The organism is Pseudaquabacterium inlustre (assembly GCF_038066595.1).
GTDB classification, from domain to species: domain Bacteria; phylum Pseudomonadota; class Gammaproteobacteria; order Burkholderiales; family Burkholderiaceae_C; genus Pseudaquabacterium; species Pseudaquabacterium inlustre.
Genome location: NZ_JBBUTH010000010.1, coordinates 119,952 through 142,934 on the forward strand (window position 1 = coordinate 119,952; position 22,983 = coordinate 142,934).

General features: G+C 70.7%; 15 protein-coding genes. 5 read left to right on the plus strand and 10 right to left on the minus strand.

Features of this window, described 5'->3' with window-relative positions; translation table 11 throughout:
* Window positions 1–8 precede the first annotated feature (8 nt).
* Complete coding sequence (locus AACH10_RS20895) at window positions 9–1,709, minus strand: tannase/feruloyl esterase family alpha/beta hydrolase (protein ID WP_341412443.1); 1,701 nt, start codon at window positions 1,707–1,709, stop codon at window positions 9–11.
* Between the two features lie 8 nt (window positions 1,710–1,717).
* Window positions 1,718–4,459, minus strand: a complete 2,742-nt coding sequence (locus tag AACH10_RS20900; protein WP_341412444.1) for a TonB-dependent receptor domain-containing protein — start codon at window positions 4,457–4,459, stop codon at window positions 1,718–1,720.
* Window positions 4,460–4,574: 115 nt separating this feature from the next.
* On the opposite strand from AACH10_RS20900, the gene AACH10_RS20905 reads away from it, so the two are divergent.
* The 3 genes from AACH10_RS20905 (at window position 4,575) to AACH10_RS20915 (ending at window position 8,709) form a co-directional block, all read left to right on the plus strand.
* Window positions 4,575–5,840, plus strand: a complete 1,266-nt coding sequence (locus AACH10_RS20905; protein ID WP_341412446.1) for a cytochrome P450 — start codon at window positions 4,575–4,577, stop codon at window positions 5,838–5,840.
* On the plus strand, window positions 5,837–7,207 hold the full coding sequence (locus AACH10_RS20910) for an MFS transporter (protein WP_341412447.1): 1,371 nt from the start codon (window positions 5,837–5,839) through the stop codon (window positions 7,205–7,207). The genes AACH10_RS20905 and AACH10_RS20910 overlap by 4 nt, the downstream gene beginning before the upstream one ends.
* 212 nt (window positions 7,208–7,419) lie before the next feature.
* Window positions 7,420–8,709 carry a HipA domain-containing protein gene (locus AACH10_RS20915; protein WP_341412448.1) on the plus strand — a complete coding sequence of 430 codons (1,290 nt, stop codon included), beginning with the start codon at window positions 7,420–7,422 and terminating at the stop codon, window positions 8,707–8,709.
* Window positions 8,710–8,775: 66 nt separating this feature from the next.
* Here AACH10_RS20915 and AACH10_RS20920 read toward each other — a convergent pair whose 3' ends face one another.
* The gene (locus AACH10_RS20920; RefSeq protein WP_423228648.1) at window positions 8,776–9,762 is read right to left on the minus strand and encodes a Bug family tripartite tricarboxylate transporter substrate binding protein; all 987 of its coding nucleotides are present in this window, start codon (window positions 9,760–9,762) and stop codon (window positions 8,776–8,778) included.
* 39 nt (window positions 9,763–9,801) lie between these two features.
* Complete coding sequence (locus AACH10_RS20925) at window positions 9,802–11,040, minus strand: pyridoxal-phosphate-dependent aminotransferase family protein (protein ID WP_341412450.1); 1,239 nt, start codon at window positions 11,038–11,040, stop codon at window positions 9,802–9,804.
* 130 nt (window positions 11,041–11,170) lie between these two features.
* Between AACH10_RS20925 and AACH10_RS20930 the strand changes: the two genes are divergently transcribed.
* Complete coding sequence (locus AACH10_RS20930; protein ID WP_341412451.1) at window positions 11,171–11,866, plus strand: GntR family transcriptional regulator; 696 nt, start codon at window positions 11,171–11,173, stop codon at window positions 11,864–11,866.
* Window positions 11,867–11,887: 21 nt separating this feature from the next.
* Window positions 11,888–14,986, plus strand: coding sequence for an FAD-binding and (Fe-S)-binding domain-containing protein (locus AACH10_RS20935; RefSeq protein WP_341412452.1), 3,099 nt, complete (start codon window positions 11,888–11,890; stop codon window positions 14,984–14,986).
* Here the strand turns inward: AACH10_RS20935 and AACH10_RS20940 are convergent.
* From AACH10_RS20940 to AACH10_RS20965, 6 genes are all read right to left on the minus strand, one after another.
* The gene (locus AACH10_RS20940) at window positions 14,971–15,252 is read right to left on the minus strand and encodes a hypothetical protein (RefSeq protein ID WP_341412453.1); all 282 of its coding nucleotides are present in this window, start codon (window positions 15,250–15,252) and stop codon (window positions 14,971–14,973) included. The two genes, AACH10_RS20935 and AACH10_RS20940, sit on opposite strands and share 16 nt — an antisense overlap.
* Before the next feature lie 21 nt (window positions 15,253–15,273).
* Window positions 15,274–16,359 carry a poly(ethylene terephthalate) hydrolase family protein gene (locus AACH10_RS20945; RefSeq protein ID WP_341412454.1) on the minus strand — a complete coding sequence of 362 codons (1,086 nt, stop codon included), beginning with the start codon at window positions 16,357–16,359 and terminating at the stop codon, window positions 15,274–15,276.
* Between the two features lie 25 nt (window positions 16,360–16,384).
* Window positions 16,385–19,078: a TonB-dependent receptor plug domain-containing protein gene (locus AACH10_RS20950; RefSeq protein WP_341412455.1), complete on the minus strand. Its 2,694-nt coding sequence runs from the start codon at window positions 19,076–19,078 to the stop codon at window positions 16,385–16,387.
* Between the two features lie 104 nt (window positions 19,079–19,182).
* Complete coding sequence (locus tag AACH10_RS20955; RefSeq protein WP_341412456.1) at window positions 19,183–20,979, minus strand: CocE/NonD family hydrolase; 1,797 nt, start codon at window positions 20,977–20,979, stop codon at window positions 19,183–19,185.
* Window positions 20,980–21,011: 32 nt separating this feature from the next.
* On the minus strand, window positions 21,012–21,932 hold the full coding sequence (locus AACH10_RS20960; RefSeq protein ID WP_341412457.1) for an amino acid ABC transporter permease: 921 nt from the start codon (window positions 21,930–21,932) through the stop codon (window positions 21,012–21,014).
* Between the two features lie 85 nt (window positions 21,933–22,017).
* Window positions 22,018–22,974 (minus strand): transporter substrate-binding domain-containing protein, encoded by a 957-nt coding sequence (locus tag AACH10_RS20965; RefSeq protein ID WP_341412458.1) that lies wholly within the window; start codon window positions 22,972–22,974, stop codon window positions 22,018–22,020.
* Window positions 22,975–22,983 lie beyond the last annotated feature (9 nt).

Consider the following 22,983-nt stretch of genomic DNA (forward strand, 5'->3'; position numbering starts at 1 on the left):
GATGGCGTTCATGGCGCCTGGCACACAAAGCTATCGGCCGCGGCGGGTGAGCCGGTGCCGCGGTAGTGCGCATGGGCCGGGTAGGGGCACAGCGGCCGCACGGCATCGGGCCACTGCCGGGCCAGCGCGCCGCTGGCGGCCGGGCGCGCCAGGATCTGCGCCGGGCGCTCGCCCTGCTCCACCCAGCGGATCAGCGGCGCCAGCGGGTCAAAGCGTTCCAGCCCGTCGCCGCCGCGGCAATGGTCCATGCCCGGCACGATGAACAGCGCGGCCATGCGGTCGGCGCCGGCCGCGCCGTACTGCGCGCGCAGCCGGTCCATCCAGGCCATGATGCCTGGCGCCTGCACGCCATGGTCGGCCGCACCGGTGTAGACCAGCATGCGGCCGCCGCGTTGCGCAAAGGCGTCGAAGCTGGGGCCGGGCTGAGACGGATCGGTGTTGGCGCCGTGAAAGTCCAGCCGACCCTGGGCCAGGCGCGGCGGCTCGGTGTCCAGATCAAAGCCCGCCACATAGGCGACTGACGATGAGGGGTAGGCACCGAGCGCATCCGCTGGTCCGCTCACCCCCGGCCAGCCGCGAAAGCCATAGCCCATGAAGTACAGGTTGGGCATGATGCTGTCGTAGAAAGCGCCCAGCAGCGGGCCGCCCGGTGCGCCGCCCAGGTAGGGCTTTCGCATTGCCCGCTCCATGCTGCCGGGCACGAAGCCGGGCCACAGCAGGCGGCCATCGCGCGTGGTGGCGCCGGTGTGGATCTGGCGCAGGCCCTCGGCTTGCAGGCGGGTGAGGCAGGTGCTGGGGTCATCGCTGGCGCCCCCGTCGGCGCGGCAGGTGAGAGCGCGGTAGTCGGCCTCGCTGGCGCGGCAGGCCTGGGGGTGGCTTACCAGGCCATCGGCCAGGCCATCCAGCGCATCACAGCGGGCCAGGAAGTGCGCGGCCACCTGCTGCAATTGGGCATCGCTGTAGGCGCGGGAGGTGTCGGTGGGCACCTGTCCCGCTGGCGTGCCGGCCACGCGCGCCACGATCTGCAGCACGTTCAGGTTTTGCAGCCATTGGTCATAGACGGCCAGGCCGGGAGCGCCGGCCACCACGCCGTCAAAGTCGGCATGGCGCTGCGCCGTCACCAGCGCCTCGCGTCCGCCGTTGGAGCAGCCCACAAAGTAGGCATGGTGCGGCCGCGCCCCGGCCACCGCGGCCAGCAGCGCCTTGCCGGCCTGCGTGGCCTGGTGCACGCCCTCGTGCGCGAAGGCGCGATAGGCCTGAGCATCCAGCGCGAAGTGCGGCGCGCGGCCCAGGTGGCCCGAGTCCTGTGCCAGCACGGCATGGCCACGGCCCAGCGCGGTGCTGCCATCGTTCAGGCGGCCCAGCGCATCGCCCAGAACGCCGTTGTTGCCGCCGCCGCCCTGGAACACCAGGCGGCCGTCCCACCCGGCCGGCACGCGCAGCCGGATGTGGTTGCCATAGGCCGTGTCGGCCGGCGCGCCTCGGTGCTCGCCGATCACCGCGGTGATCTCGCAGTGCGGTGGTTGGCCGTCCGGCGGCGAGGCGATCCACTGGGCCTGCTGCAACCGCAGCGGGGTGCCCAGGTCCAGGGTGGTCAGCGCGGCGGCTGCCGTGGTGGCATCGCACGCCAGAGGTGGCGTTGCCGCCGGCGCACACGGCGCGGCAGCTGCCAGCGCGCACAGCAACAGCGGGGAGCGGATGCCGGGCATGCCCACCCTCAGAAGCGCTTGCCCACGGTGAGCGACACCATGCGGCCCACGGCGCTGACGTTCTGCGGGTCGAAGGCCAGCGTGCCGTTCTGCACATAGGGCGGCGCGGCGTCCAGCAGGTTCTGCACGGCCAGCGTCAGGTGCGTGCCCTTCAGCCACGGCGTGCCCAGCTGGCGGCCGAGTTCGTAGCGCAGCGTGAAGTCCAGTGTCGAGGCCGCGGCCACCGCCGGGTTGCCGGCCACCGTGGTGTTGTTGTACGCGTTGGTGTGGTTGATGAAGGCATTGAGCTGGAACAGCCCCTCGCGCGCCCAGCCCAGCTCCAGCCGGCCGCGCAGGCGCAGCGGGTTGTTCAGCGTGTTGAGCAGCCCGCCCACCAGTGGCGTGGTGGGGGTGAACTGCTGGCGGTAGTCGATGATGTAGGTGCCCGACACGCCCGCGGTGAAGGTGCCCAGTGCGGCATCCCACACATGGCGCGCGGCAAAGTCCACGCCGCTGGTCTTGACCACACCGGCATTGAAGCGCCGGCCGTCGATGATGAACTTGATGCCGGCCACCGGCTCGGTGGCGGATCCTGAGTACACCGGGTTGGCGATGGCCGCCTGGATCTGCTCGGCCGTGGGGTTGCGATTCACATACGCGGCCAGCTCGGGCCGCTGCAGTGCCGTGACATCGTTGCCCGGCGTGAGGATGCGGTTGCGGTAGTCGATGTTGAAGTAGTCCAGCGATGCCGTGGTGCCGCGCCGCGCATTCGGCCGGAAGCCCAGGCCCAGCGTGGCGATGTGTGCGGTCTCGGGCTTCAACCCCACCGGGTTGCCGCCCAGGTACAGGATGCCGTGCACCGAGGTCTTGCCATCGGCATCGATGCGGTCCACCACGTTCACGGCGCTGCCGTTCACCGGATCGGTGTCGCCCAGCGTGGGCGCGCGGAAGGCCGTGCTGTAGGTGCCGCGCACTTCCAGCCCTTCAGCCGGCACCCAGCTCAGGCCCACCTTGGGGTTGCTGGTGGTGCCGAAGTCGCTGTAGCGCTCATGGCGTGCGGCCAGTGACAGATCCAGCCGCTGCACGCCGGGCACGCCCTGCTTGGGCGAGATGAGCGGCACATAGGCCTCGGCAAACAGCGCCTGCACCGTGCGCTGCGGGTTGGCGCTGCTGTTGTCCACGGTCTTGGTGATGCTGGTGTTGGCCGTGGTGTTGTTGGAGGTGAGGTAGTAGGGCAGCTGGTCCTCGTGGTACTCGCCACCCACGGCCAGGCGCACCTGGCCGGCCGGCAGCATGAACAGCGGACCATCGGCCTTCACGCCCACATCCTTGAGCGTGTAGCGTGAGTTGCGGCTGTTGTAGGCGCCCAGCTTGGCCAGCGTGGCCGGGTTGTTGCAGGTGAAGGCCGCGCCATCGCAGAACAGGTTCAGCGCGGTGGCGGCGTTGGTATCGGCCAGCGCGGCGTTGATGGCGTTGGTGTTGATCGACGGGGCCAGGTTGTGTTCCTGCGTGACGCTGTGCGCCACGAAGGCGCTGGCGCTCCACTTGTGGGCCAGCTCCCAGTTCAGCGTGGCGGCCAGCTGCTGCGAGCGCTCGAAGCCGGTGGACACCGCATTGCCCAGGTCGTTCAGGAACGAGTAGTTCACCGTCACCGAACTGCTGCCCGTGGGGCTGACGAAGAACGGGTTGGTGTTGCGCACCGTGTAGTTGCCGTTGGCGGCCACCAGGTTGCGGCGGAACTGGCGCTCTGTCCAGAAGCCTTCCACGCCCAGCTGCAGGCTGTCGGTGATGTCCTGGCTGAGCGAGAACACGATGCTGTCGCGGTGCTGCTCGGGCAGGGCGCTGATGCCCTTGGTGATGCTTTGCAGGTTGCTGGTGCCGGCCTTGAGGCCGCTGGCGACCAGGCCCACGCCGTTCTGCCCCGCCGGGATGGCATAGCGCACGCCGCTCACCAGCACATTGCCGGGGCTCGACTGCACCACGCGCAGATCAGGCCCGCCCCAGGGGCGCATGTCCTCGGTGTAGAAGCGCCGCGCGTCGGCCGACAGGGCTGAGCGCTGGTTGCGCTCCAGCGCCACCATCACGTTGCCGCTGCCCCAGGACTTGCCGCCGATCAATGCCACCAGTTCCTGGTGCAGGCCATCGGCCGCACCGATGCGCAGCTGGCCCTCCACGCCCTCGAAGCCGCGGCGCAGGCGCATGTTGACCACGCCGCCCACGGCATCGGAGCCGTAGGTGGCCGAGGCGCCATCGGTCAGCACCTCCATGCGCTCGATGGCGATGGCGGGGATGGATGATGGATCGGTGAATTGGCCCGCCACGCCGCCCGGCGCCACGCGCCGGCCGCTCAGCAGCGTGAGTGTGGATTCCGGTCCCAGGCCTCGCAGATTGATGCCCGAGCCGACGGTAACGTTCTGGTTGGCGTTCTGCGTCGTGTTGGTGTGGCCTTCATCGGCGCCCAGGTTGTGGATCTGCGGCAGCTGGCGCAGCAGATCGGTGGTGCTGGCCGCGCCCGACTGTTCGATGGCCTGGCGGTTCATGGACGTGACTGGAGACCCCACCGGCCCGGCGCCTCGGATCAGCGTACCGGTGATCACCACGCTGCTGTCGGCCGTACCGGACGCTGCCGTCGTCTGCTGGGCGTGAGCGGCCGGCAGCAACGCTGCGGCAGCGGCCAGTGCGCACGCGCTGCGGGTCATGATCCGGCGATGGGCGTGGGGCGCGGTCTGGCGGGTGGCGCGGCATCTGGCTGGCGCGGTCGTTTGCTGCATGGCTTGTCTCCGGGTTTCTTGGCCTGCATCACGGCTGGACGCAGTGCATCGTGATCCGTATCATGAACTTGATTGTTAACAATGTGATTAGCAACAAACCCGGAGACATGGCCGCATGACCCAGCCCAAGACGGCGCCCGCCACTTCGGCGCCCGCCACCTGTCCGCACGCCTGTCAGCACAACGGGCCTGAGGACTTCGACGCCCTGGCCCCCGAGGACTTCGACAGCCCCTACCCGATGTACGCCAGGCTGCGCGCCGAGTGCCCGGTGGCGCGCACGAACGCCTGGGGCGGCTTCTGGGCGCTCACTCGCCATGAAGACGTGGCCCACGCCGCAGCCGACTGGCGCAGCTTCACCACCACGGTGCAGAACGTGGTGCCGCGCCTGGCCTTCACCGGCCGCCGCCCGCCGCTGCACCTGGATCCGCCCGAGCACACCACCTACCGCCGCGCCATCGATCCGCTGCTCAGCCGCGAGCGCGTGCAGCGTCTGGAGCCGGTGATCCGCCGGCTCTCGCGCGAGCTGCTGGCGCCGATGCTGGCGCGCGGCCGCGGCGATATCTGCAGCGAGCTTTCGGCCAAGCTGCCCATCGCCGTGTTTGCCGAGTGGATGAACCTGCCCGCTGACCAGGTGGATGCGCTGCGAGAGACCGGCCGTGCCTATGCCATTGCGGTGCAGACCGCGGCCGATGACGATGTGCGCCAGACCAGCTTTGCGCTCTACGACATGGCCCGCGCGCTGATCGCCGAGCGCCGCCAGCGCCCCATGCCCGCCGATGAGGACATCACCAGCGCGCTGCTGGCCCTGCGCGTGGACGGCGCACCGCTGCCCGACGAGCTGGTGGTGGGTGCCGTGCGCCAGATCCTGGTGGTGGGCATCATCGCGCCCAATGTGCTGATCGGCAGCATTGCCGTGCACCTGTCTCGCCATCCCGATCTGCAGCAGCGTCTGCGTGCCGATGCCACGCTGATGCCGGCCGCGATCGAGGAGTTTCTGCGTCTGTACACGCCCTACCGCGGCTTTGCCCGCACGCCCACGCGCGACCTCATGCTGCACGGCGTCACGCTGGCCAAGGACGCGCCGGTGGCCCTGGTGTACGCCGCCGCCAACCGCGATGAGCGCGTGTTCGAGCGGCCGGATGATTTCATCCTTGACCGGCCCAACATCCGCAGCCACCTGGCCTTTGGCCGCGGCCCGCATGTGTGCCCCGGCGCCGGGCTGGCGCGGCTGCAGCTGCGTGTGGTGTTCGAGGAACTGCTGGCTGCCACCACGCACTTCGAGGTGGATGGCCCCATCACCACCACGCGCTGCCCCGAGATCGGCGCGCTGGAGGTTCCGTTGAAGCTGATGCCGTCCAAGCAGTCAGGTGGCGCGGCATGAAGGCGTCTGACCTGCATCTGCCCGCCGTGGCGGCCGGCGCTTGCAGCACCACAGGGGTCGACCCCGCCGACGTCAACCGCCTGCTCACGCTGCGCCTGATCCTGCCCTTTCTGGGCCTGATCGTGCTGAACTCGCTGGACCGCGTGAATGTGGGCTTTGCCGCGCTGCGCATGAACGCCGAACTGGGCTTCAGCCCCGCCACCTACGGCTTCGGCGTGGGCCTGTTCTTTGCTGGTTACATGGTGGCGCAAGTGCCCAGCATGTGGCTGCTGCAGCGCTACGGCATGCGGCGCTGGATGTGCGGCGTGGTGCTGTCCTGGGGCCTGGTGGCCACGGCCACGGCCTTTGTGCAGGACGCCACCTCGTTCTTCGCGCTGCGCTTTGCGCTCGGCCTGGCCGAGGCCGGCTTCGCGCCGGGTGTCACCTGGTGCTGCGCGCGCTGGGTGCCGCAGCGCTTTCGCGGCGGCGCCATCGGGCTGACGATGGTGGCCATTCCGCTGTCGGTGGTGATCGGCGGGCCCTTGTCGGGCTGGCTGATGGAGATCCGCAATCCGCTGGGCCTGCCGGGCTGGCGCTTCATGATCCTGGCCGAGGGCCTGCCCACCGTGCTGCTGGGCGTGGCGCTGTGGTGGTGGGTGGTGGACTCACCCGAGCAGGCCACCTGGCTCACGCCCGCTCAGCAACGCTGGCTGGCCGATACGCTGCGCGTCGAGGCGCGCGGGCGCAGTGAGCCACACGCCACCGAGAGCCAGCTGCAGCCCAGCAGCCAGCGCATGTGGCAGGCACTGCGCCCGCTGCTGGGCAGCACGTTGTTCTGGGGTTGCGCACTGGTGTGGTTCAGCCTGCTGACCGGCGCCTACGGCCTGATGTACTGGCTGCCGCTGGTCATCAAGCAGGCCTCGGGGCAGGGCGCGCTGGCCATCGGCTGGCTCAGCGCGCTGCCCTGGGTGGGCGTGGCTGCTGGCATGCTGCTGAACCCGCGCCACTCCGACCGCAGCGGCGAGCGCCACCTGCACATCGCCGTGCCGGCCTTGGTGGCGGCCCTGGCCCTGGTGGCTGCCGCCTTTGCGCCCCACGGCGCATTGGCCCTGGCGCTGCTGGTGGCGGCCGGCCTGGGCCTGGGCGCCGCACAAGGCACCTTCTGGACGCTGCCCACCAGCGCGCTGAGCCCCGCCGCCCTGCCCATGGGCATCGCGCTCGTCAACATGGCCGGCAACCTGGGCGGCCTGCTCGGGCCGTCGGCCATCGGCGCGCTGCGCCAGGCCACCGGCTCGTACCAGTGGCCGGTGCTGGCGGTGGCGGCGGTGATGGGGCTGGGGGCGGTGGTGGTGCTGGCCATGCGACCGTCGGACGACAGGAGGCCGTGAGCCGCATCGGCCTCAGGCGCACCACGGACTGCGAGCCAGTCGTCCAGCCGCCGGACCGGGTCGCCACCCTGCAGTTTAGAATTCACCCAGCTATTCAATGAACTATTCATTGGAGTATCTGGTTGGGCACTGATCTGCATTCAGCTGGCGTGGTGACGGCCCAGGCGCTGGAGCGTCAGTTGCGGCGTGGACCCCAATCGGCTGCGCAGCTGATGGCGGTGCTGGGCGTCAGCCAGCCCACGCTGTCGCGGGCCATTCAGCGACTGGGCCCTGCAGTCACCACTTTCAAGCCCCAGGGCGAGCGCACGCCGCGCTATGCGCTGCTGCGCCCGCTGCCCGATGGCCTGCCGCCACGCCAGCGCATTTACCGCGTGCTGCGCAGCGGCAGCATCGAGCCCTTTGCCGATGTGGAGTTTCTGGTGGGTGGCGCGACGCTTGAGCGCATCGGCAAGCTCGCCCGGCTCTACGAGGGGCTGCCGCCCTACATGGTGTTTGCGGCCCCGTCGGGATTTCTCGGGCGCCAAGTGGCCGGGCAGGCGTCCAGGGGACAGCCGTCGCTGCCCGTCAGCCTTAAGGACTGGGGCGACTACCATCGCGTGGTCTACCTCTTTCTGCATGGCACCAACACGCCCGGCAATCTGCTGTACGGCGAGTTGCCAGTGCAGCAGTCGCTGAACCTGAGGCAGATCGTGCCGACGACCGTGGCAGAGAAGCTCGGTCACTACGACGCGATGGCGGCCATGCTGCGCGAAGCCTCGCACGGCTCCAGCGCCGGCGGCGAGCAACCCAAGTTCCTGGCCAGGGTGGAGGACGCCGGACATGTCATCGTGAAGTTCGCCCGGCGCGGCAGCCGCATGGCCGAACTGCTGCCGCTGGAGCACCTGGCGCTCAAGGCGCTGGCGGATGTGGGCGTGCCCGCCGCCACCACGCAATTGCTGGCCTCCAGCGAGCATGTGTTTCTGGAGGTGCAGCGCTTTGACCGCGTGGGGCCCCATGGCCGCCTGGGCATGCTGTCGGCCGGCGCGGTGGACGACGAATTCTTCGGGCTGCGCGACACCTGGTCGCAGTTTGCGAGGCGCTGCGCGCAGGCCGGGTACATCTCGGCGGCGCACGCCCGCCTCATCGACGTGATGGCTGCGTTCAGCGAACTGATCGGCAACACCGATCGGCACTTCGAGAACCTCTCGCTGCTCATCGGCGAGGACGGCGAGTACGCGGGCGTGGCGCCCGCCTACGACATCCTGCCGATGCGCTACGCCTCCATCGGCGGTGGCGTGGACCCCGCACTGCGGCCCATCACGCCCCAACTGGGCGCCGTGGGTGCCCAGCCGGCCGTGTGGCTGCCAGCAGCCCGCGCGGCCGAGCAATTCTGGTCCGCCGTGCAGACAGCCGAACTGGCAGCTCCCATTTCCCAGCCCTGGCGGCAGCTGGCGGAGACCAACCGCCAGGTGGCCAGGGACTTTGTGCAGCCCCTGCTGCCGGATGTTCCGGTGGGACGTTAGGCGCAAGGCGGAGTGGATGCCGCGATTGCTCGTTTGAGAGGCGTTTCGGCACCGGCGGCGCGCCGTTCACGAATCGATCTTGATCCCCGCCGCCTTGACCAGCGCGCTGTACTTGCTGCGCTCGGCGCGCATGAACTCGGCAAAGCGCTCGGGTGCGCCGCCGCCGTCCTCGGCGCCGTTCTGCGCCAGACGCTCCTGCACATCGGGCAGGGCCAGGGCGCGCTGGATGTCCTCGCTCATGCGCTTGACCATGACTGCCGGCATGCCCTTGGGGCCGGCCAGGCCGTACCAGGTGGTGGCGTCGAAGTCGGGCAGGCCGGCTTCGGCCACGGTGGGCACATCGGGGTAGGCCTTCGAGCGCTTGGGCCGGGTCTGGGCGATGGCGATGACCTTGCCGCTCTTCACATGCGGCGTGGCGGCCGTCATGGTCTCGAAGCTGTACTGCACCTGGCCGCCGATCAGGTCGGTGATCAACGGGCCTGAGCCGCGGTAGGGAATGTGCAGCGCGAACACCTTGGCGCGGTGCTTGAACAGCTCCAGCGCCAGGTGCTGGGCCGAGGCGGGGCCCGACGAGCCGAAGGTCACCTGGCCGGGTTGCGCCTTGCACGCGGCGATCAGCTCGGGCAGCGTGCGCGCGGTCTGGCTGGTGTTGCCGATCAGCAGGTTGGGTGTCACGCCCACCAGCGTGAGCGGGCTGAAGTCGGTTTCGGGGTTGTAGCTCAGCTTGGGGTTGAGCGCCGGGGCGATGGCGTGGCTGTTGATGTGGGCCATCAGCAGCGTGCTGCCGTCGCCCGGCTGCTTGGCCACATGCTCGGCGGCCAGCACGCCGGCCGCACCGGCCTTGTTGTCGACGATGACGTTGAGCTTCCACATCTCCTGCAGCTTGGGCGCCAGCACGCGCGCCAGCGTGTCGGTGCCGCCGCCGGGCGGAAAGCCCACCACGATGCGCACCGGCCCATTGGGCAGGGCCTGCAGGTTCTGCGGGGTCTGAGCCTGCAAGGCGGGGGCGGCAAGGGCCGCGCCGGCCCCGATGGCAAAGCTGCGCCGGTCGATCATCGTGGGTCTCCTGGTGTCTTGTGAAGGTCTGGCGGCTCAGGCCAGCGGCGTGAGCGCGGCGCCCGGATGCGCAGCGAAGTGGTCCATCGCCGCGTGCACGCCGCTGCCGGCGATGGCGATGCCGGCCAGCTTCAGCCCCATCTCCACGCCGGCCACCATGGCCAGCAGCGTGAGGTCGTTGCTGTCGCCCAGATGGCCCATGCGGAACATGCGGCCCTTGAGCTTGCCCAGACCCGTGCCCAGCGACAGGTCAAAGCGCTGGTGGATCAGCTTGCGCAGCGCGTCGGCGTCCACGCCCGGCGGCGTGATCACGCCGGTGAGCACCGGCGAATAAACGGCCGGGTCAGCGCACTGGATGGGCAGGCCCCAGGCGTTGACGGCGGCACGCACGCCCGCGGCCCAGCGCTGGTGGCGGGCGAAGACGTTGGCCAGGCCTTCCTCGCGCAGCATGTCCAGCGCCTCGGCCAGGCCGTAGAGCAGGTTGGTGCTGGGCGTGTACGGCCAGTAGCCGTCGGCGTTCATCGCCACGATCTCGTCCCAGGCCCAGAAGGCCTTGGGCAGGCGCGCCGTCTTGCTGGCTTCCAGCGCCTTGGGCGACAGCGCATTGAAGCTGATGCCCGGCGGCAGCATCAGGCCCTTTTGCGAGCCGCTGACGGTGACGTCCACGCCCCAGGCGTCGTGCCGGTACTCGGCGCTGGCCAGGCCGGAGATGCTGTCCACCATCAGCAGCGCCGGGTGGCCGGCGGCATCGATGGCGCGGCGCACCGCGGCGATGTCGGAGGTGACACCGGTGGAGGTTTCGTTGTGCACCACGCAGACGGCGCGGATGCGGTGCGCGGTGTCCTGCTTCAGCCGGGCCTCGATCAAGTCGGCCTGCACGCCGCGCCGCCAGCCGGGCGCGGCGGGCAACTGGTCATCGGCGCCCTGGTAGCTCAGCACTTCGGTCTCCAGGCCCAGGCGCGCGGCCATCTTCTGCCACAGGCTGGCGAAGTGGCCGGTTTCGAACATCAGCACGGGGTCGCCGGGCGAGCAGGTGTTGACCAACGCCGCCTCCCACGCGCCGGTGCCCGAGGCCGGGTAGATCACCACCGGGTGCTGCGTCTGGAAGACCTCGCGGATGCCCGACAGCACGCGCCGGCCCAGGGCGCCGAACTCCGGCCCGCGGTGGTCGATCGTCGGCAGGCTCATGGCCCGCAGGATGCGGTCGGGCACCGGGCTGGGGCCGGGGATCTGCAGGAAGTGGTGGCCGGTGGCGTGCTGGTCGAGGCGGAGCATGGCAGGGCGGGCGCAAAGGCCGTTTCGTCGGATGGCCGCAAATATTGCATGCAAAACGCAAAGCGGCTTGAGCGTTTACCCGGCATATCCAACGGATCATGGCGTTTGATTTGCATGCAAAATGCGATACATGGCTGAAGTCATCGAAATCTCCCGCCTCGGGCTCACCGACCAGGTGGCCGCGCGGCTGCGCACGCTGCTGGTGGAAGGGCGCATCCCGCCCGGCGCCAAACTCAATGAACGGGTGTTGGCCGAGCAGCTGCGCGTGTCACGCACGCCGCTGCGCGAGGCCATCAAGCTGCTGGCCCAGGAGGGCCTGGTGGACCTGCTGCCCAACCGCGGCGCGGTGGCCGTCAAGCTCACCGAGACCGACATCCAGCACAGCTTCGAGGTGCTGGCCGGTCTGGAAGCCTTGTCGGGCGAACTGGCCGCACAACGCATCACGGCCGCCCAGCTCACCGAATTGCGCGCCAAGCACCACGAGATGCTGGCGGCCTTCGAGCGGCGCGACCTGTCGAACTACTACCGCCTGAATGCCGCCATCCACGCCGGCATGAACGAGGCCGCGGGCAACCCGGTGCTGGCCGCCACCTATGCCCGCATCAATGCCCGGGTGCAGTCACTGCGCTTTCGCACCAACCAGGACGAGGCCAAGTGGCGCCTGGCGGTGGACGAGCACAGCCAGATGATGCAGGCGCTGACCGAGCGCGACGGCCCGCGCCTGGCCCGCATCCTCACCGAGCACCTGCAGCACAAGCGCGATTCGGTGCTGCAGCAGTTGCGCGCCGCGGGCGATGCCGCGGCCATCGTGGCCGCCCCGAAATGACCGCACCGGATTGAGCGCCCCATGAAGATCGACCCTGCCTCCACCCTGCAGTCACCCCAGGCGCCGCTGGGCACCGTATCGCCCCCCAACGAGGCCTGCGCCGCGCTGGAGCGCCGCCTGCGCGCCGAGGCGCGCGGCCAGGTGATGTTCGATGCCGCGTCACGCGGCCGCTATGCCACCGATGCGTCGATCTACCAGATCATGCCGGTGGGCGTGTTCGTGCCCGAGACGGCGGAAGACATCGCCACCGCCATCGCCATCGCGCGCGAAGCCGGCGTGCCGGTGCTGCCGCGCGGCGGCGGCACCAGCCAGTGCGGCCAGACCGTGGGCGCGGCCCTGGTCATCGACACCAGCAAGCACTTCCGCCGGGTGCTCGATCTGAACGTGGACGAGCGCCGCGTGACCGTGGAGCCCGGCATCGTGCTGGACCACCTGAACGCCCAGCTCAAGCAGCACGGCCTGTGGTACCCGGTGGATGTGTCCACCGCGGCCCAGGCCACGCTGGGCGGCATGGCCGGCAACAACAGCTGCGGCTCGCGCTCCATTGCCTACGGCAACATGGTGCACAACGTGGCCGGCGCCCAGGCCTGGCTGGCCGATGGCAGCCTGCTGGACTTCGGCCCGATGGCGCAGATGAGCGGCCGGGCTTTGCAGATCGGCGAGTTCGTGCGCGATCTGGCGCTGGCCCACCGCAGCGAGATCGAGGCCCACTGGCCCAAGGTGCTGCGCCGCGTGGCCGGCTACAACCTGGATGTGTTCCACCCGCAGAGCGAGCGGCCGTACACCGCCGATGGCAGCGTCAACCTGGCGCACCTGCTGATCGGATCGGAAGGCACGCTGGCCTTCACGCGCAGCCTGACGCTGAACCTGGCCGAGATCCCGCGCGGCAAGGCGCTGGGCATCGTCAACTTCCCCACCTTCCGTGCGGCCATGGCCGCCGCCCAGCACATCGTGAAGCTGGGGCCCACGGCGGTGGAACTGGTCGACCGCATCATGGTCGAGCTGGCGCTGACCAACCCGGCCTTTGCGCCGACGATGAAGACGGCGCTGATCGGCCAGCCCGAGGCCATCCTGCTGGTGGAATTTGCCGGGCCCGACAAGTCGCAGCTGCAAGCCAGGCTGCGTGACCTGGAAGCGCTGATGGGCGACCTGGGCCTGCCCGGCAGCGTGGTGCTGATGCCCGACGAGGCCGCGCAGAAGAACCTGTGGGAGGTGCGCAAGGCCGGCCTGAACATCATGATGAGCCTGAAGGGCGACGGCAAGCCGGTCAGCTTCATCGAGGATTGCGCGGTGCCGCTGGAGCACCTGGCCGACTACACCGATGCGCTGACCGAGGTGTTCGCACGCAACGGCACGCATGGCACCTGGTATGCCCATGCCTCGGTGGGCACGTTGCATGTGCGGCCCATCCTGGACATGCGGCAGGATGGCGCGCAAGGCGGCGCCGCCCGCATGCGTGCCATCGGCGAAGAAGCCGCGGTACTGGTGCGCCGCTACAAGGGCGCCTTCAGCGGCGAGCATGGCGACGGCCTGTGCCGTGGTGAATGGATCCGCTGGCAGTTCGGCCCGAAGCTCGACGATGCGCTGCGCGAGATCAAGCGCACCTTCGATCCGCAGGGCTTGTTCAACCCCGGCAAGATCATCGATCCGCCGAAGATGGACGATGTGTCGCTGATGCGCTTTCCGCCGCCCTCGTCGGCGCGCGCGTACAAGCGCATTCCGCTCACGCCGGTGCTCGACTGGTCGGCCTGGAACGTGCAGAACGATCCGGTGACCGAGCAGACCACCGCGCCCGGCACCGGCGGCGACGTGACCGGCGGCTTTGCCAAGGCCGTGGAGATGTGCAACAACAACGGCCACTGCCGCAAGTTCGACGCAGGCACCATGTGCCCCAGCTACCGCGTCACGCGCGACGAGGTGCACAGCACGCGCGGCCGCGCCAACACGCTGCGGCTGGCGGTCTCGGGCCAGCTGGGCACCGAGGGCCTGACCGGCGAGGCCGTGCGCGAGGCCTTCGACCTGTGCGTGGGCTGCAAGGGCTGCAAGCGCGACTGCCCCACCGGCGTGGACATGGCGCGCATGAAGATCGAGTTCACCGCGCAGCACACCGCCCGCCACGGCCACACGCTGAAGGACAAGCTGGTGGCCCATCTGCCGCGCTATGCGGCACTGGCCAGCCGCGTGCCGGGGCTGCTGAACCTGCGCAACAAGGTGCCTGCGCTGGCGCGGCTGACCGAACGCCTCACCGGCATCGCCGCCGCGCGCTCACTGCCTGCGTGGCGCAGTGACACCTTCTGGCGCGCCGACCCCCAGGCCCTGGGCCTGGTGGACCTGCAGACCGCGCTGGTGCGCCAGGCCGCGGGCGAGCGGGTGGCCGTGCTGTTCGTCGACACCTTCAACGGCAGCTTCGAGACCGAGAACGCTTTGGCCGCACTGCAGGTGCTGCAGGCCGCCGGTTATGCGGTGCATGCCATCAGCAAGAACGCCAGCAAGGACGCCAGCGCGGGCGGTGGCCACCACTGCTGCGGCCGCACCTACCTGGCCAGCGGCATGGTGGACGAGGCCCGGCGCAGCGCCGGCGCGCTGCTGGATGCGCTGCTGCCCGCGGCCGCGGCTGGCATCGCCATCGTGGGCCTGGAGCCCTCGTGCCTGCTGACGCTGCGCGACGAGACCCTGGTGATGGGCCTGGGCGACAAGGCGCAGGTGGTGGCGGGCCAGGCCCTGCTGTTCGAGGAGTTCATCGCCCGCGAGGTGAAGGCGGGGCGCTTCGCGCTGAAGCTCAAGCCCATAGCCCAGCCCGTGCTGCTGCACGGCCACTGCCACCAGAAGGCCTTTGACGCGGTGAGCCCGGTGATGAGCGTGCTGCGCCTGATCCCCGGCGCCAAGCCGCAGCTGATCGAGAGCAGCTGCTGCGGCATGGCCGGCAGCTTCGGCTACGAGGCCGCGCACCAGGCCGTGTCGATGCAGATGGCCGAGGCCAGCCTGTTGCCGGCCGTGCGCGCCCAGCCCGACGCGCTGGTGGTGGCCGACGGCACCAGCTGCCGCCACCAGATCGCCGACGGCGCCGGGCGCCAGGCGCTGCACGTGGCGCGGGTGCTGGCGGATCAGTTGCTGCGCTGATCGGCCGGCGCGGCGGACTGGCACACCTGCCATTCGCCGTCCGGTCCTTCGGCAAGCGAGGCCAGCGCCACCCGAAGGGCCCGCCGCCGGTTCGCCCAGGCGCCCGATCCCACCGCCTGGCACACACGCGCCACCGCGGCGTCCACGCCGCTGGCGCGCAGCTTGGCCAGCGAGTCCAGGCCCACCTGTTCCAGGCGTTGCACCACGGCCGGGCCGAGGCGCGGGGTGGCGATCAGCAGGTTGCGTTCTTCCACGGTGAAGGGCATGGGATGGGCTCCGGTGAAGGATCAATCCAGCCGGAAGCGCTGCACGTGCCACAGCGGGTCGCGGCACAGGCCGCAGTCGGCGCCCTTGAACTGGCGCGCAGCCTGGGTGTCGCCCTTGAGCTGCCATTGCAGCCAGGCCACGGCCACCGGGGCGTAGGCGCCGCCGTTGGGCTCGCGGTAGGTGCCGCTGTGGCCGGTGTGCTCGCGCCAGGCACGGAACACCGGCACGCCCTGGTAGCGCGCCAAGTCGTCGTTGGCGTTGTTGAAGGCCACCTCCGACGGCTCGCCGGTCACGTAGATGGCGGGCGTGCGCAGCAGCGGGATGTCGCGCTTGGTGACGCGGGCACCGGCGATCTCCCAGGCGCGCAGGTCGCCGTCGAACAGGCCGCTGTTCCACACGCCCAGCGTGGTCACGCGCGGGTCGCGGGCGGCGTCGATGGCCTGCACACCGCCGCAGCTCTGGCCCATCACGGCAATGCGGTTCAGGTCGATGCGGCCTTGCAGCGGGCTGCCTTCGCGCCGGTTCTCGGCGGTGGCCCAGTCGATGGCGTCGATGAACTGGTTGGAGAAGGTGTAGGCCGCACTCACGCGGGCCGTGGCGGCATCGCGCGGTACGCGGCCGCCGGCCACCAGCACGCCGGCCGGCGAGCCGGCTGCGGGCTCGCCGCGCACGGTGCTGCTGCCGCCCGTGGTGCGCTCGGCCTCCTTCGGCCCGATGGGGCCCAGGGCCACCGCCAGGAAGCCGTGCGAGGCGATCTCGGTGAGGAAGTAGCGGAAGCGGTTGCCGGTGTTGACGCAGGCACCGTTGCCCCACACCACCAGCGGCAGCTTGTCGGTGCCCAGGCGGGCCAGTTGTTGCGGGTGGTACAGCGTGTGCGTCGGCAGGCCGGCATCGCTGCGCATGATGGCCGGGTGCGGGCCGGTGCCCTGCGGTGTGTCGGGCGTGACGTAGGGCGGCGGCGGCACCTGCGGGTACTGCGGGGCGCTGGCGGCGGCCTGGGCCGCAGGCGCTGCGTTGGCCGCTTGGGCCAGGGCTGGCAGCGGGGCGCTGGCCAGGGCGGTCAGCGCCGCCGCGACGGTCAGCCGCATCAGGGTGAAGGAGGTCATGGGCATGCCTTGCTCGGGATCGGTGTCAGAAGCGCTTGTCGAACGACACCGACACGATGCGGCCGATGGGGTTGGTCAGCGTGGGGTCGAAGCCGCCGCCACCGTTGGTGCTTTGCGCCACGTTCACGAACGGCGGCTTGCGGTCGGCCAGGTTGGTGACGCCGAGTGCCACGGTGGCGTCCTTCAGCAGGCCGAAGGGGCCGTCGCTCTCAAAGGCCCAGGCTGCGCGCACGTCGGCCGTGGTGTTGCTGGCCACGCGCTGCACCGGGCTGGCCAGCGTGTTGTCGTAGGCATTCTGGTGGTTGATGGCCAGGTTCAGCTGCAGCGGGCCGCGCACCCAGCCGGCCGTGCCGCGGGCCTTGAAGCGCAGCGGGTTGTAGATGGTGTTGAGCTGGTCCACCAGCGCGCCGCCGGGGGTGAGGGCCACGCGGTAGCTGGTGAACACCGTGCCGCTCAGGCCCAGCATCACTTCGCCGCGCTCGCCCAGGCTCACGCGGCTGTTGGCCGAGAAGTCGACGCCGCGTGATTGCGAGCGCGCCAGGTTCATCTGGCGGCCGTCGATCACCAGCGTCCAGTTGGCCGGCAGCACGCCCGAGGCCAGCGGGTACTTGGCGATCAGCGCGGCCACGGTCTCGGCCGAGGGGTTGCGCTGGATCACCGACGTGCCGGCGAACTGCGCCTCGCGGTTCAGCACGGTGAGGTCCGAGAGGTAGCCGGTGATCTGGTTGTCGTACTCGATGTCGAACCAGGTCAGGCTGAACTTGGTGCGGGTGATGAACTTGGGCGTCCAGTCGATGCCCAGCGTCTTGGTCTTGGCGGTCTCGGGCTTCAGGTCGGGGTTGTTGCCCGAGATGGCCACGCCCACACGCAGCGCGCCGCCCAGCGTGGGGTCCGAATAGTTCTGCACATACAGGCCGCCGCGCCCGCCATTGGCGAAGCCGCGGATCTGCGTGAGCCCCGGCGCGCGGAACGAGGTGCCGTAGCTGCCCCGCAGCGCCACGCCGTCCACCGGCACCCAGGTGACGCCCAGCTTGGGGTTGCTGGTGCTGCCCACGTCGCTGTAGCGGTCGGTGCGGCTGGCCAGGCTGACGTTCAGGCTGCGCATGAAGGGCACGCCGTTGCGCTCGCCCACCACGGGCACCAGGGCCTCGGCGTAGAGCGAGTCCACCTCGCGGCGCAGAGACACCTCGCCAAAGGTGGGGTTGGTGGCCGGGCCGGTGGTCTGGCCGCCCACGGTGAGCAGGCGCTGGCCTTCATAGCCCACAGCCGCGCGCAGCGTGCCGCCGGGCAGTTCCACCACCGGGCCGTCGGCCTTGAGCTGGTAGTTCTGGAAGCGCGTGTGGCCGGGCGAGTAGGCCACGTTGTTGGCGATCTTGGCCAGCGTGGCCGGGTTGTTGGCGCCCGAGCCGAAGACGTTGAGCGCGGTGGCCGGGTTGGTGTCGGCCAGCGCTGCGGTGATCGCGGCGGTGTTCAGGCCGCCCAGCGTCACGGCCAGATCGCGGTTGTCGCCGATGCCGAACATGGCGCCCGCCTTCCAGCCCGCGGCCAGCGTGACATCGGCGCCCACGGTGAGCTGCACCGACTTGCTGCGGCCGTTGTTGGTGTTGACCGGCAGGTCATTGATGAACGAGTAGGTCACCGTTTCCGAGGTGCCGGCCGGCGCACCCGCCGGGCGCACATAGAACGGGTTGGTGCTGGGCACGGTGAGGTTGGCCGACAGCGCGCCGGGGTTGAAGCTGTAGTCGCGCTGGCTGGCGAAGCCATCGGCCCACAGCGCCAAGGTGGGCGTGAGCGTGTGGTTGAACGTGAAGGCCAGGCTGTTGCGCTCCTGGCGCGGCAGCAGGTCCTGGATCTGCAGGTTGTCGCACTTGTTGCTGGTGCCGGCCACCAGGCTGCCGGCGGTGGCCGTGGTCACGCCGCCGGTCGGGATGGCGTAGCTGGTGCCCGAGATCACGATGTTGCCGGGGCTGCACTGGGTGGAGCGATAGTCGCCGCCGCCCTGGGCGCGCAGGTCGCCGCGGAAGAAGTCGCGGTCGCGCCCGCTCAGCTGGCTGCGCAGCGTGTTCTCGGCCGTCAGCGTGATCTGGCCGCCCTGCCACTTGTGGCCGTACAGCACGCCGATCTGGCGCTCGTGGTAGCCGTCGGCCACGCCAAAGCGCACCAGAGCCTGGCCGCCGCGCTCACCGCGCCGCATGATCAGGTTGGCCACGCCGGCCACGGCATCGGAGCCATACAGCGCCGAGGCGCCATCGGCCACCACCTCCATGCGCTCGATGGCCAGCGATGGCAGCACGTTGGGATCGACCGAGGCCGCGCTGGTGCCCTGGCCGATGATGCGGTGGCCGTTGACCAGCACCAGCGTGGCAAAGGGGCCGATGCCGCGCAGATTGATGCCCGAGCCGTAGGTGATGTTGCCGGCGCCGCCGCCCTGGCCGCGCGAGCTCTCGGAGACGCCCAGATTGAACACCTGCGGCATCTGCTGAATGATCTGTGCGGTGCTGCTGGCACCGGAGGTCTCGATGTCGTCGCGTGACACCGCGCCCACCGGGGCGCCGATGGCCGGTGCGCCGCGGATGCGGCTGCCGGTGATGACCACTTCGCTGGACGAGGCCGTATCGGCGGCGGCCGCGGCGGTCTGGGCCTGTGCCTGGGCCGCGGCGGCCAGCAGGGTCGCCAGGGCCATCGCGGCGGCGGCTGTGGGGTGGAGGCGGTGGTTCATGGTCTTGTCTCCTGGATTGTCTGGGCATGGCTCCGCCCGGCACCGCCCGCGCAGCCAGGCACGGCGGTGGTTTGGGGCGGTCGGGGGGGACGGGGCTGCGGGTCTTACGGGGTGCCGGCCGGGGTGGTGACCGGCAGCGTCAGCCGCGACGGGTGCGCGGCGTCGCTGAGCACGCTGAGCCGCGCGCCGGCGGTGGCCGGCTGCCGCTCGCGGGGATCGCTGCCGGTGACCACCAGGCGCCAGCGGTGGCCGGCCTTGAACAGGTGGGACAAGGGCAACAGGTCGAACTGCAGGCGCACGGGCTGGTCATCCAGCACCGGCTGGGCATCGGATTCCAGGCTGCGGTGCCAGGGCAGGCCCAGGAAGTCGTACGGGGGCTTGTGCATCGCGCGCAGGCTCACCTTCAGCCGTCCGTCGGTCACCTGCGTGCTGGTGCCATCGGGCGCCACGTCTTCCAGGTAGGCGTAGACGTTCTGCTCGGGGTCGGTCACGCGCACCCACAGGTCCAGCAGCGGGTGGCCGGTGAGCTCGGTGTCGCGGGCCAGCGCCGGGCCGTCGAAGCGCAGGCCGTTGGCCGTTTGCGCACAGGCCGGGGCCTGCGGGTTCCAGCCGGCCGGGCAGGCGATGGGCGCGGTCACGGTGAGGGTGGCGCCGGGAGCCTGCCGCGCGGGGGCCTGGGTGGTCAGCGCCAGATCCGACACCGCGCCGGCGCGGGCCCGCGTGTCCAGCGTCCAGGCCTGGGGCCGTGTGCCGGCCGGGGGCCACACGGCGCTCTGGCGCCAGGCCTGGGCCGGCACCGCGTTCACGACGTGATAGGTGTAGGGCGGCTCGCGCATCACGCCGTTGTCCACGCCCTTGAGCCAGTGGTCGAAGAAGCGGTGCGCCTCGGCCAGCAGCGCGAAGTCGGGGTTGCGGCAGTGCAGCCACGGGCCGATCATCAGCTTGCGTGGATTGCCGGGCAGGTTGGCATAGGCCACCAGGCCCTCGCGGCGGAAGTCGTCGTACCAGCCACCGAACACGTACAGCGCCACCTTCGATCGCGCGATGGCATCGCGGTAGGTGCCGGCGCTGCCCTCCAGCCAGAAGCGGCTGCCCACCAGGTCGGACCAGCTGTCGCGGTAGGGCATGCCGCGCCACAGCGCGGCCAGCGGCGTGTTGTCACGGTGCTCCTCGGCCGCCTGGCGCAGCAGGGTGCGGCTCTCGTCACCGTCCACCGGCGGGTTCTTCAGGTCTTCGTCGAACGTGCGCTCGACGCCTGCACCCCAGTTAGCAAAGATGCCGCCGCGCAGAAAGCCGTCGTACTTGGACCAGCTGAAGCAGCCGGCGAAGATGGCCTTCAGCGCGGGTGGCATGCGCGTGGCCACGTGCAGCGCCGCGTCCCCGGTGTTGCTGCAGCCGTAGACGCCCACCTTGCCGGTGGACCACGGCTGCGCGGCCAGCCACTCGGTCACGTCGTAGGCATCGCGCGCCTCGGTGCGGTCGTGGTAGCCGCGGCGGGTGCCGAACGAGCTGCCGGCGCCGCGGCGGTCCACTTCCACCACCACGTAGCCGTACTGGGCCAGCTCGGGCATCTGGCGCACGGCCGAGAAGCGCTGGTCAGGCGCGATGCGGCGCGCCACCGCGTGCTGCCACAGGACCGGGTAGGGCGTGTCCACCGCCTTGCCGTTGACGGCCGGGCGCGTGATGTCCATCGCCAGGCGCACGCCATCGCGGGTGCGGAAGTAGATGGACTGGCGCACGCTCTCGGTGTAGAGCCGGGGCGAGTAGCCGCTGTATTCGCCGGGGCGGGAGACGCGGGCGGCGCTGTCGGTGGGCGCGGTCTGGCTGTGCGCCGGGGCCGTGGCGGCCAGCAGCAAGGCGGCCAGCGGGGCGAGCAGCGCACGGGAAGCGGGTGTGGACATCATGTGTGGGTGGCTCACGTGGGGGCCGCGGCTCAGCGCGTGCGGGCGGCGGTGGCAGCCGCCTGGTGGCCGCGACCGAAATGCGCCTCCAGCCGGCGTTGCACCAGCGACAGGCCGCTGAACACCACCAGGTACCAGACGACGGCCACCAGCAGCAGTGGCACGACCTTGAAGTTGCGGTTGTAGATGGTCTGCACCGAGAACAGCAGGTCGGTCATCGCGATCACGCTGACCAGCGAGGTGCCCTTGAGCATGCCGATCACCTGGCTGCCGGCCGGCGGCAGCACGATGCGCATGGCCTGCGGGAACACGATGCGTCGGAACGTGCGGGCCGGCGTGAAGCCCAGCGCGCGCGCCGCGTCGCGCTGGCCCGGATCGACCGACAGGATGCCGGCGCGCATGATCTCGGCCATGTAGGCGGCCTCGTTGAGCGCCAGGCCCAGCACCGCGGCCACGAAGGGCGTGATGACCTCGTTGGTGTCCCAGCTGGCCCACTCGGGGCCGAAGGGCAGGCCGATGCTCAGACGCGGCACCAGGTACGCCAGGTTGTACCAGGCCAGCAGCTGGATCAGCAGCGGCGTGCCGCGGAACAGCCAGGTGTAGAAGCCGGCCACGGCGCGCGCGGTGGCAAAGCCGCTGAGCTTCATCAGTGCCAGCACCGTGCCGATCAGCGTGCCCAGGCTCATGCTCACCGCCGTGAGCAGCACGCTCACGCCCAGACCGCTGAGCACGGCCGGGCCGGTGAGGTGCTCGGCCACCACGGCCCATTCCAGCCGCGGGTTGGTGGCCAGGAAGACGAGCGCCTGCACGGCCAGCAGCGCCACCAGCGCATTGGCGGCCCAGCGGCCCCAGGGCGTGCGCGGTCGGGCCTGGGCCACGTCGATGGCCGGTCCGGTGGCGGCGGCGGCGGCGTTGGGCCGGGTGGCGGGGTTCACGTCAAGGGCGGCTTGCATCGGTGTCGGGGTGATGGGCAGGCTGTGGACGGGCGGGCCGGCCGGGTTGGGCGTGCGGGGCGCGTGGGGTGTCATGGCGGCCGCCTCACTGCGCCTGGTTGAAGCGCGCCTGGGGCACGCTGACCGCGGCCACGCCCCAGTGGTCCATCACGCGGGCGTACTGGCCCTCGGCCATCAGCCGGTTCATGGCCTCGGTGAGCACCGGCCCCAGGCCCGAGCGCTTGGTGACGAACAGGCTCAGCAGGTCGCGGCCCAAGGCACCGCTGGCGTCGCTGTACAGGCCGAAGCGCTGCGGGTTCACGTGCACGGCGTGCGAGGCGGCGGTGAGCGTCATGCCGGCCAGATCGGCGCGGCCGGCCTGGGTGGCCACCAGCGTCATGTTGGTGTCCACCAGCGGCACATGCTGGGCCGCCGGCAGGCCCTGGCGCTGGCAACGCTCGCTCAGCCGGTTGACCACGCGCTCGGTGATGCTGCCGGCCACATAGGCGATCTTGCGGCCGCACAGATGCTCGGGCGTGGTGTAGCGCGGCGTGCGGTCCTGCGGGTAGACGAAGGCCGGGCGGTTGGTCATCCAGCTCACACCGTCGAAGCGCTGCTGGCGCTCGCGCGTGGCCACGGCCGGGCCCATGGCCACGTCATAGCGGCCCGACTCCAGCCCGGCCAGCGTGGCCGACAGGCTGTTGACCACATGGTGGCGAATGGGCAGGCCCAGTTGCCGCTCGAGCGCGCGCGCCAGATCGGGATCGATGCCCGCGCTGATGCGGCGGTGGTCGTCCACGATGCGGTAGGGCGGGTGCGAATCGCCCACGAAGCGCAGCGCACCGGCCAAGCGCACGGCCTCGGGCAAGCGCGCATACAGCGGCGCCTGGGGATCGGGCCCGGCCAGCGGCGCCAGACCAGGCAGGGCGGTGTCGCCCTCACGCGTGCCGGCGCTGCCACCGGCCTGGGCGCTGGCGGCCACGGCCAGGCAGGCGGCCGCCAACAGGGCGGCGGCTGGCCGTGCGGTGGCCGTTGGGCGTGGGGGCAGGGCGCGGACGGGCATGTCGAAGGT

Excerpts from the sequence above, each read along its gene's own strand:
- AACH10_RS20895 (WP_341412443.1), bottom strand. The coding sequence starts at position 1,709 with ATGCCCGGCATCCGCTCCCCGCTGTTGCTGTGCGCGCTGGCAGCTGCC.
- AACH10_RS20900 (WP_341412444.1), bottom strand. The coding sequence starts at position 4,459 with ATGCAGCAAACGACCGCGCCAGCCAGATGCCGCGCCACCCGCCAGACC.
- AACH10_RS20905 (WP_341412446.1), top strand. The coding sequence starts at position 4,575 with ATGACCCAGCCCAAGACGGCGCCCGCCACTTCGGCGCCCGCCACCTGT.
- AACH10_RS20910 (WP_341412447.1), top strand. The coding sequence starts at position 5,837 with ATGAAGGCGTCTGACCTGCATCTGCCCGCCGTGGCGGCCGGCGCTTGC.
- AACH10_RS20915 (WP_341412448.1), top strand. The coding sequence starts at position 7,420 with ATGGCGGTGCTGGGCGTCAGCCAGCCCACGCTGTCGCGGGCCATTCAG.
- AACH10_RS20925 (WP_341412450.1), bottom strand. The coding sequence starts at position 11,040 with ATGCTCCGCCTCGACCAGCACGCCACCGGCCACCACTTCCTGCAGATC.
- AACH10_RS20930 (WP_341412451.1), top strand. The coding sequence starts at position 11,171 with ATGGCTGAAGTCATCGAAATCTCCCGCCTCGGGCTCACCGACCAGGTG.
- AACH10_RS20935 (WP_341412452.1), top strand. The coding sequence starts at position 11,888 with ATGAAGATCGACCCTGCCTCCACCCTGCAGTCACCCCAGGCGCCGCTG.
- AACH10_RS20940 (WP_341412453.1), bottom strand. The coding sequence starts at position 15,252 with ATGCCCTTCACCGTGGAAGAACGCAACCTGCTGATCGCCACCCCGCGC.
- AACH10_RS20945 (WP_341412454.1), bottom strand. The coding sequence starts at position 16,359 with ATGACCTCCTTCACCCTGATGCGGCTGACCGTCGCGGCGGCGCTGACC.
- AACH10_RS20950 (WP_341412455.1), bottom strand. The coding sequence starts at position 19,078 with ATGAACCACCGCCTCCACCCCACAGCCGCCGCCGCGATGGCCCTGGCG.
- AACH10_RS20955 (WP_341412456.1), bottom strand. The coding sequence starts at position 20,979 with ATGTCCACACCCGCTTCCCGTGCGCTGCTCGCCCCGCTGGCCGCCTTG.
- AACH10_RS20960 (WP_341412457.1), bottom strand. The coding sequence starts at position 21,932 with ATGCAAGCCGCCCTTGACGTGAACCCCGCCACCCGGCCCAACGCCGCC.
- AACH10_RS20965 (WP_341412458.1), bottom strand. The coding sequence starts at position 22,974 with ATGCCCGTCCGCGCCCTGCCCCCACGCCCAACGGCCACCGCACGGCCA.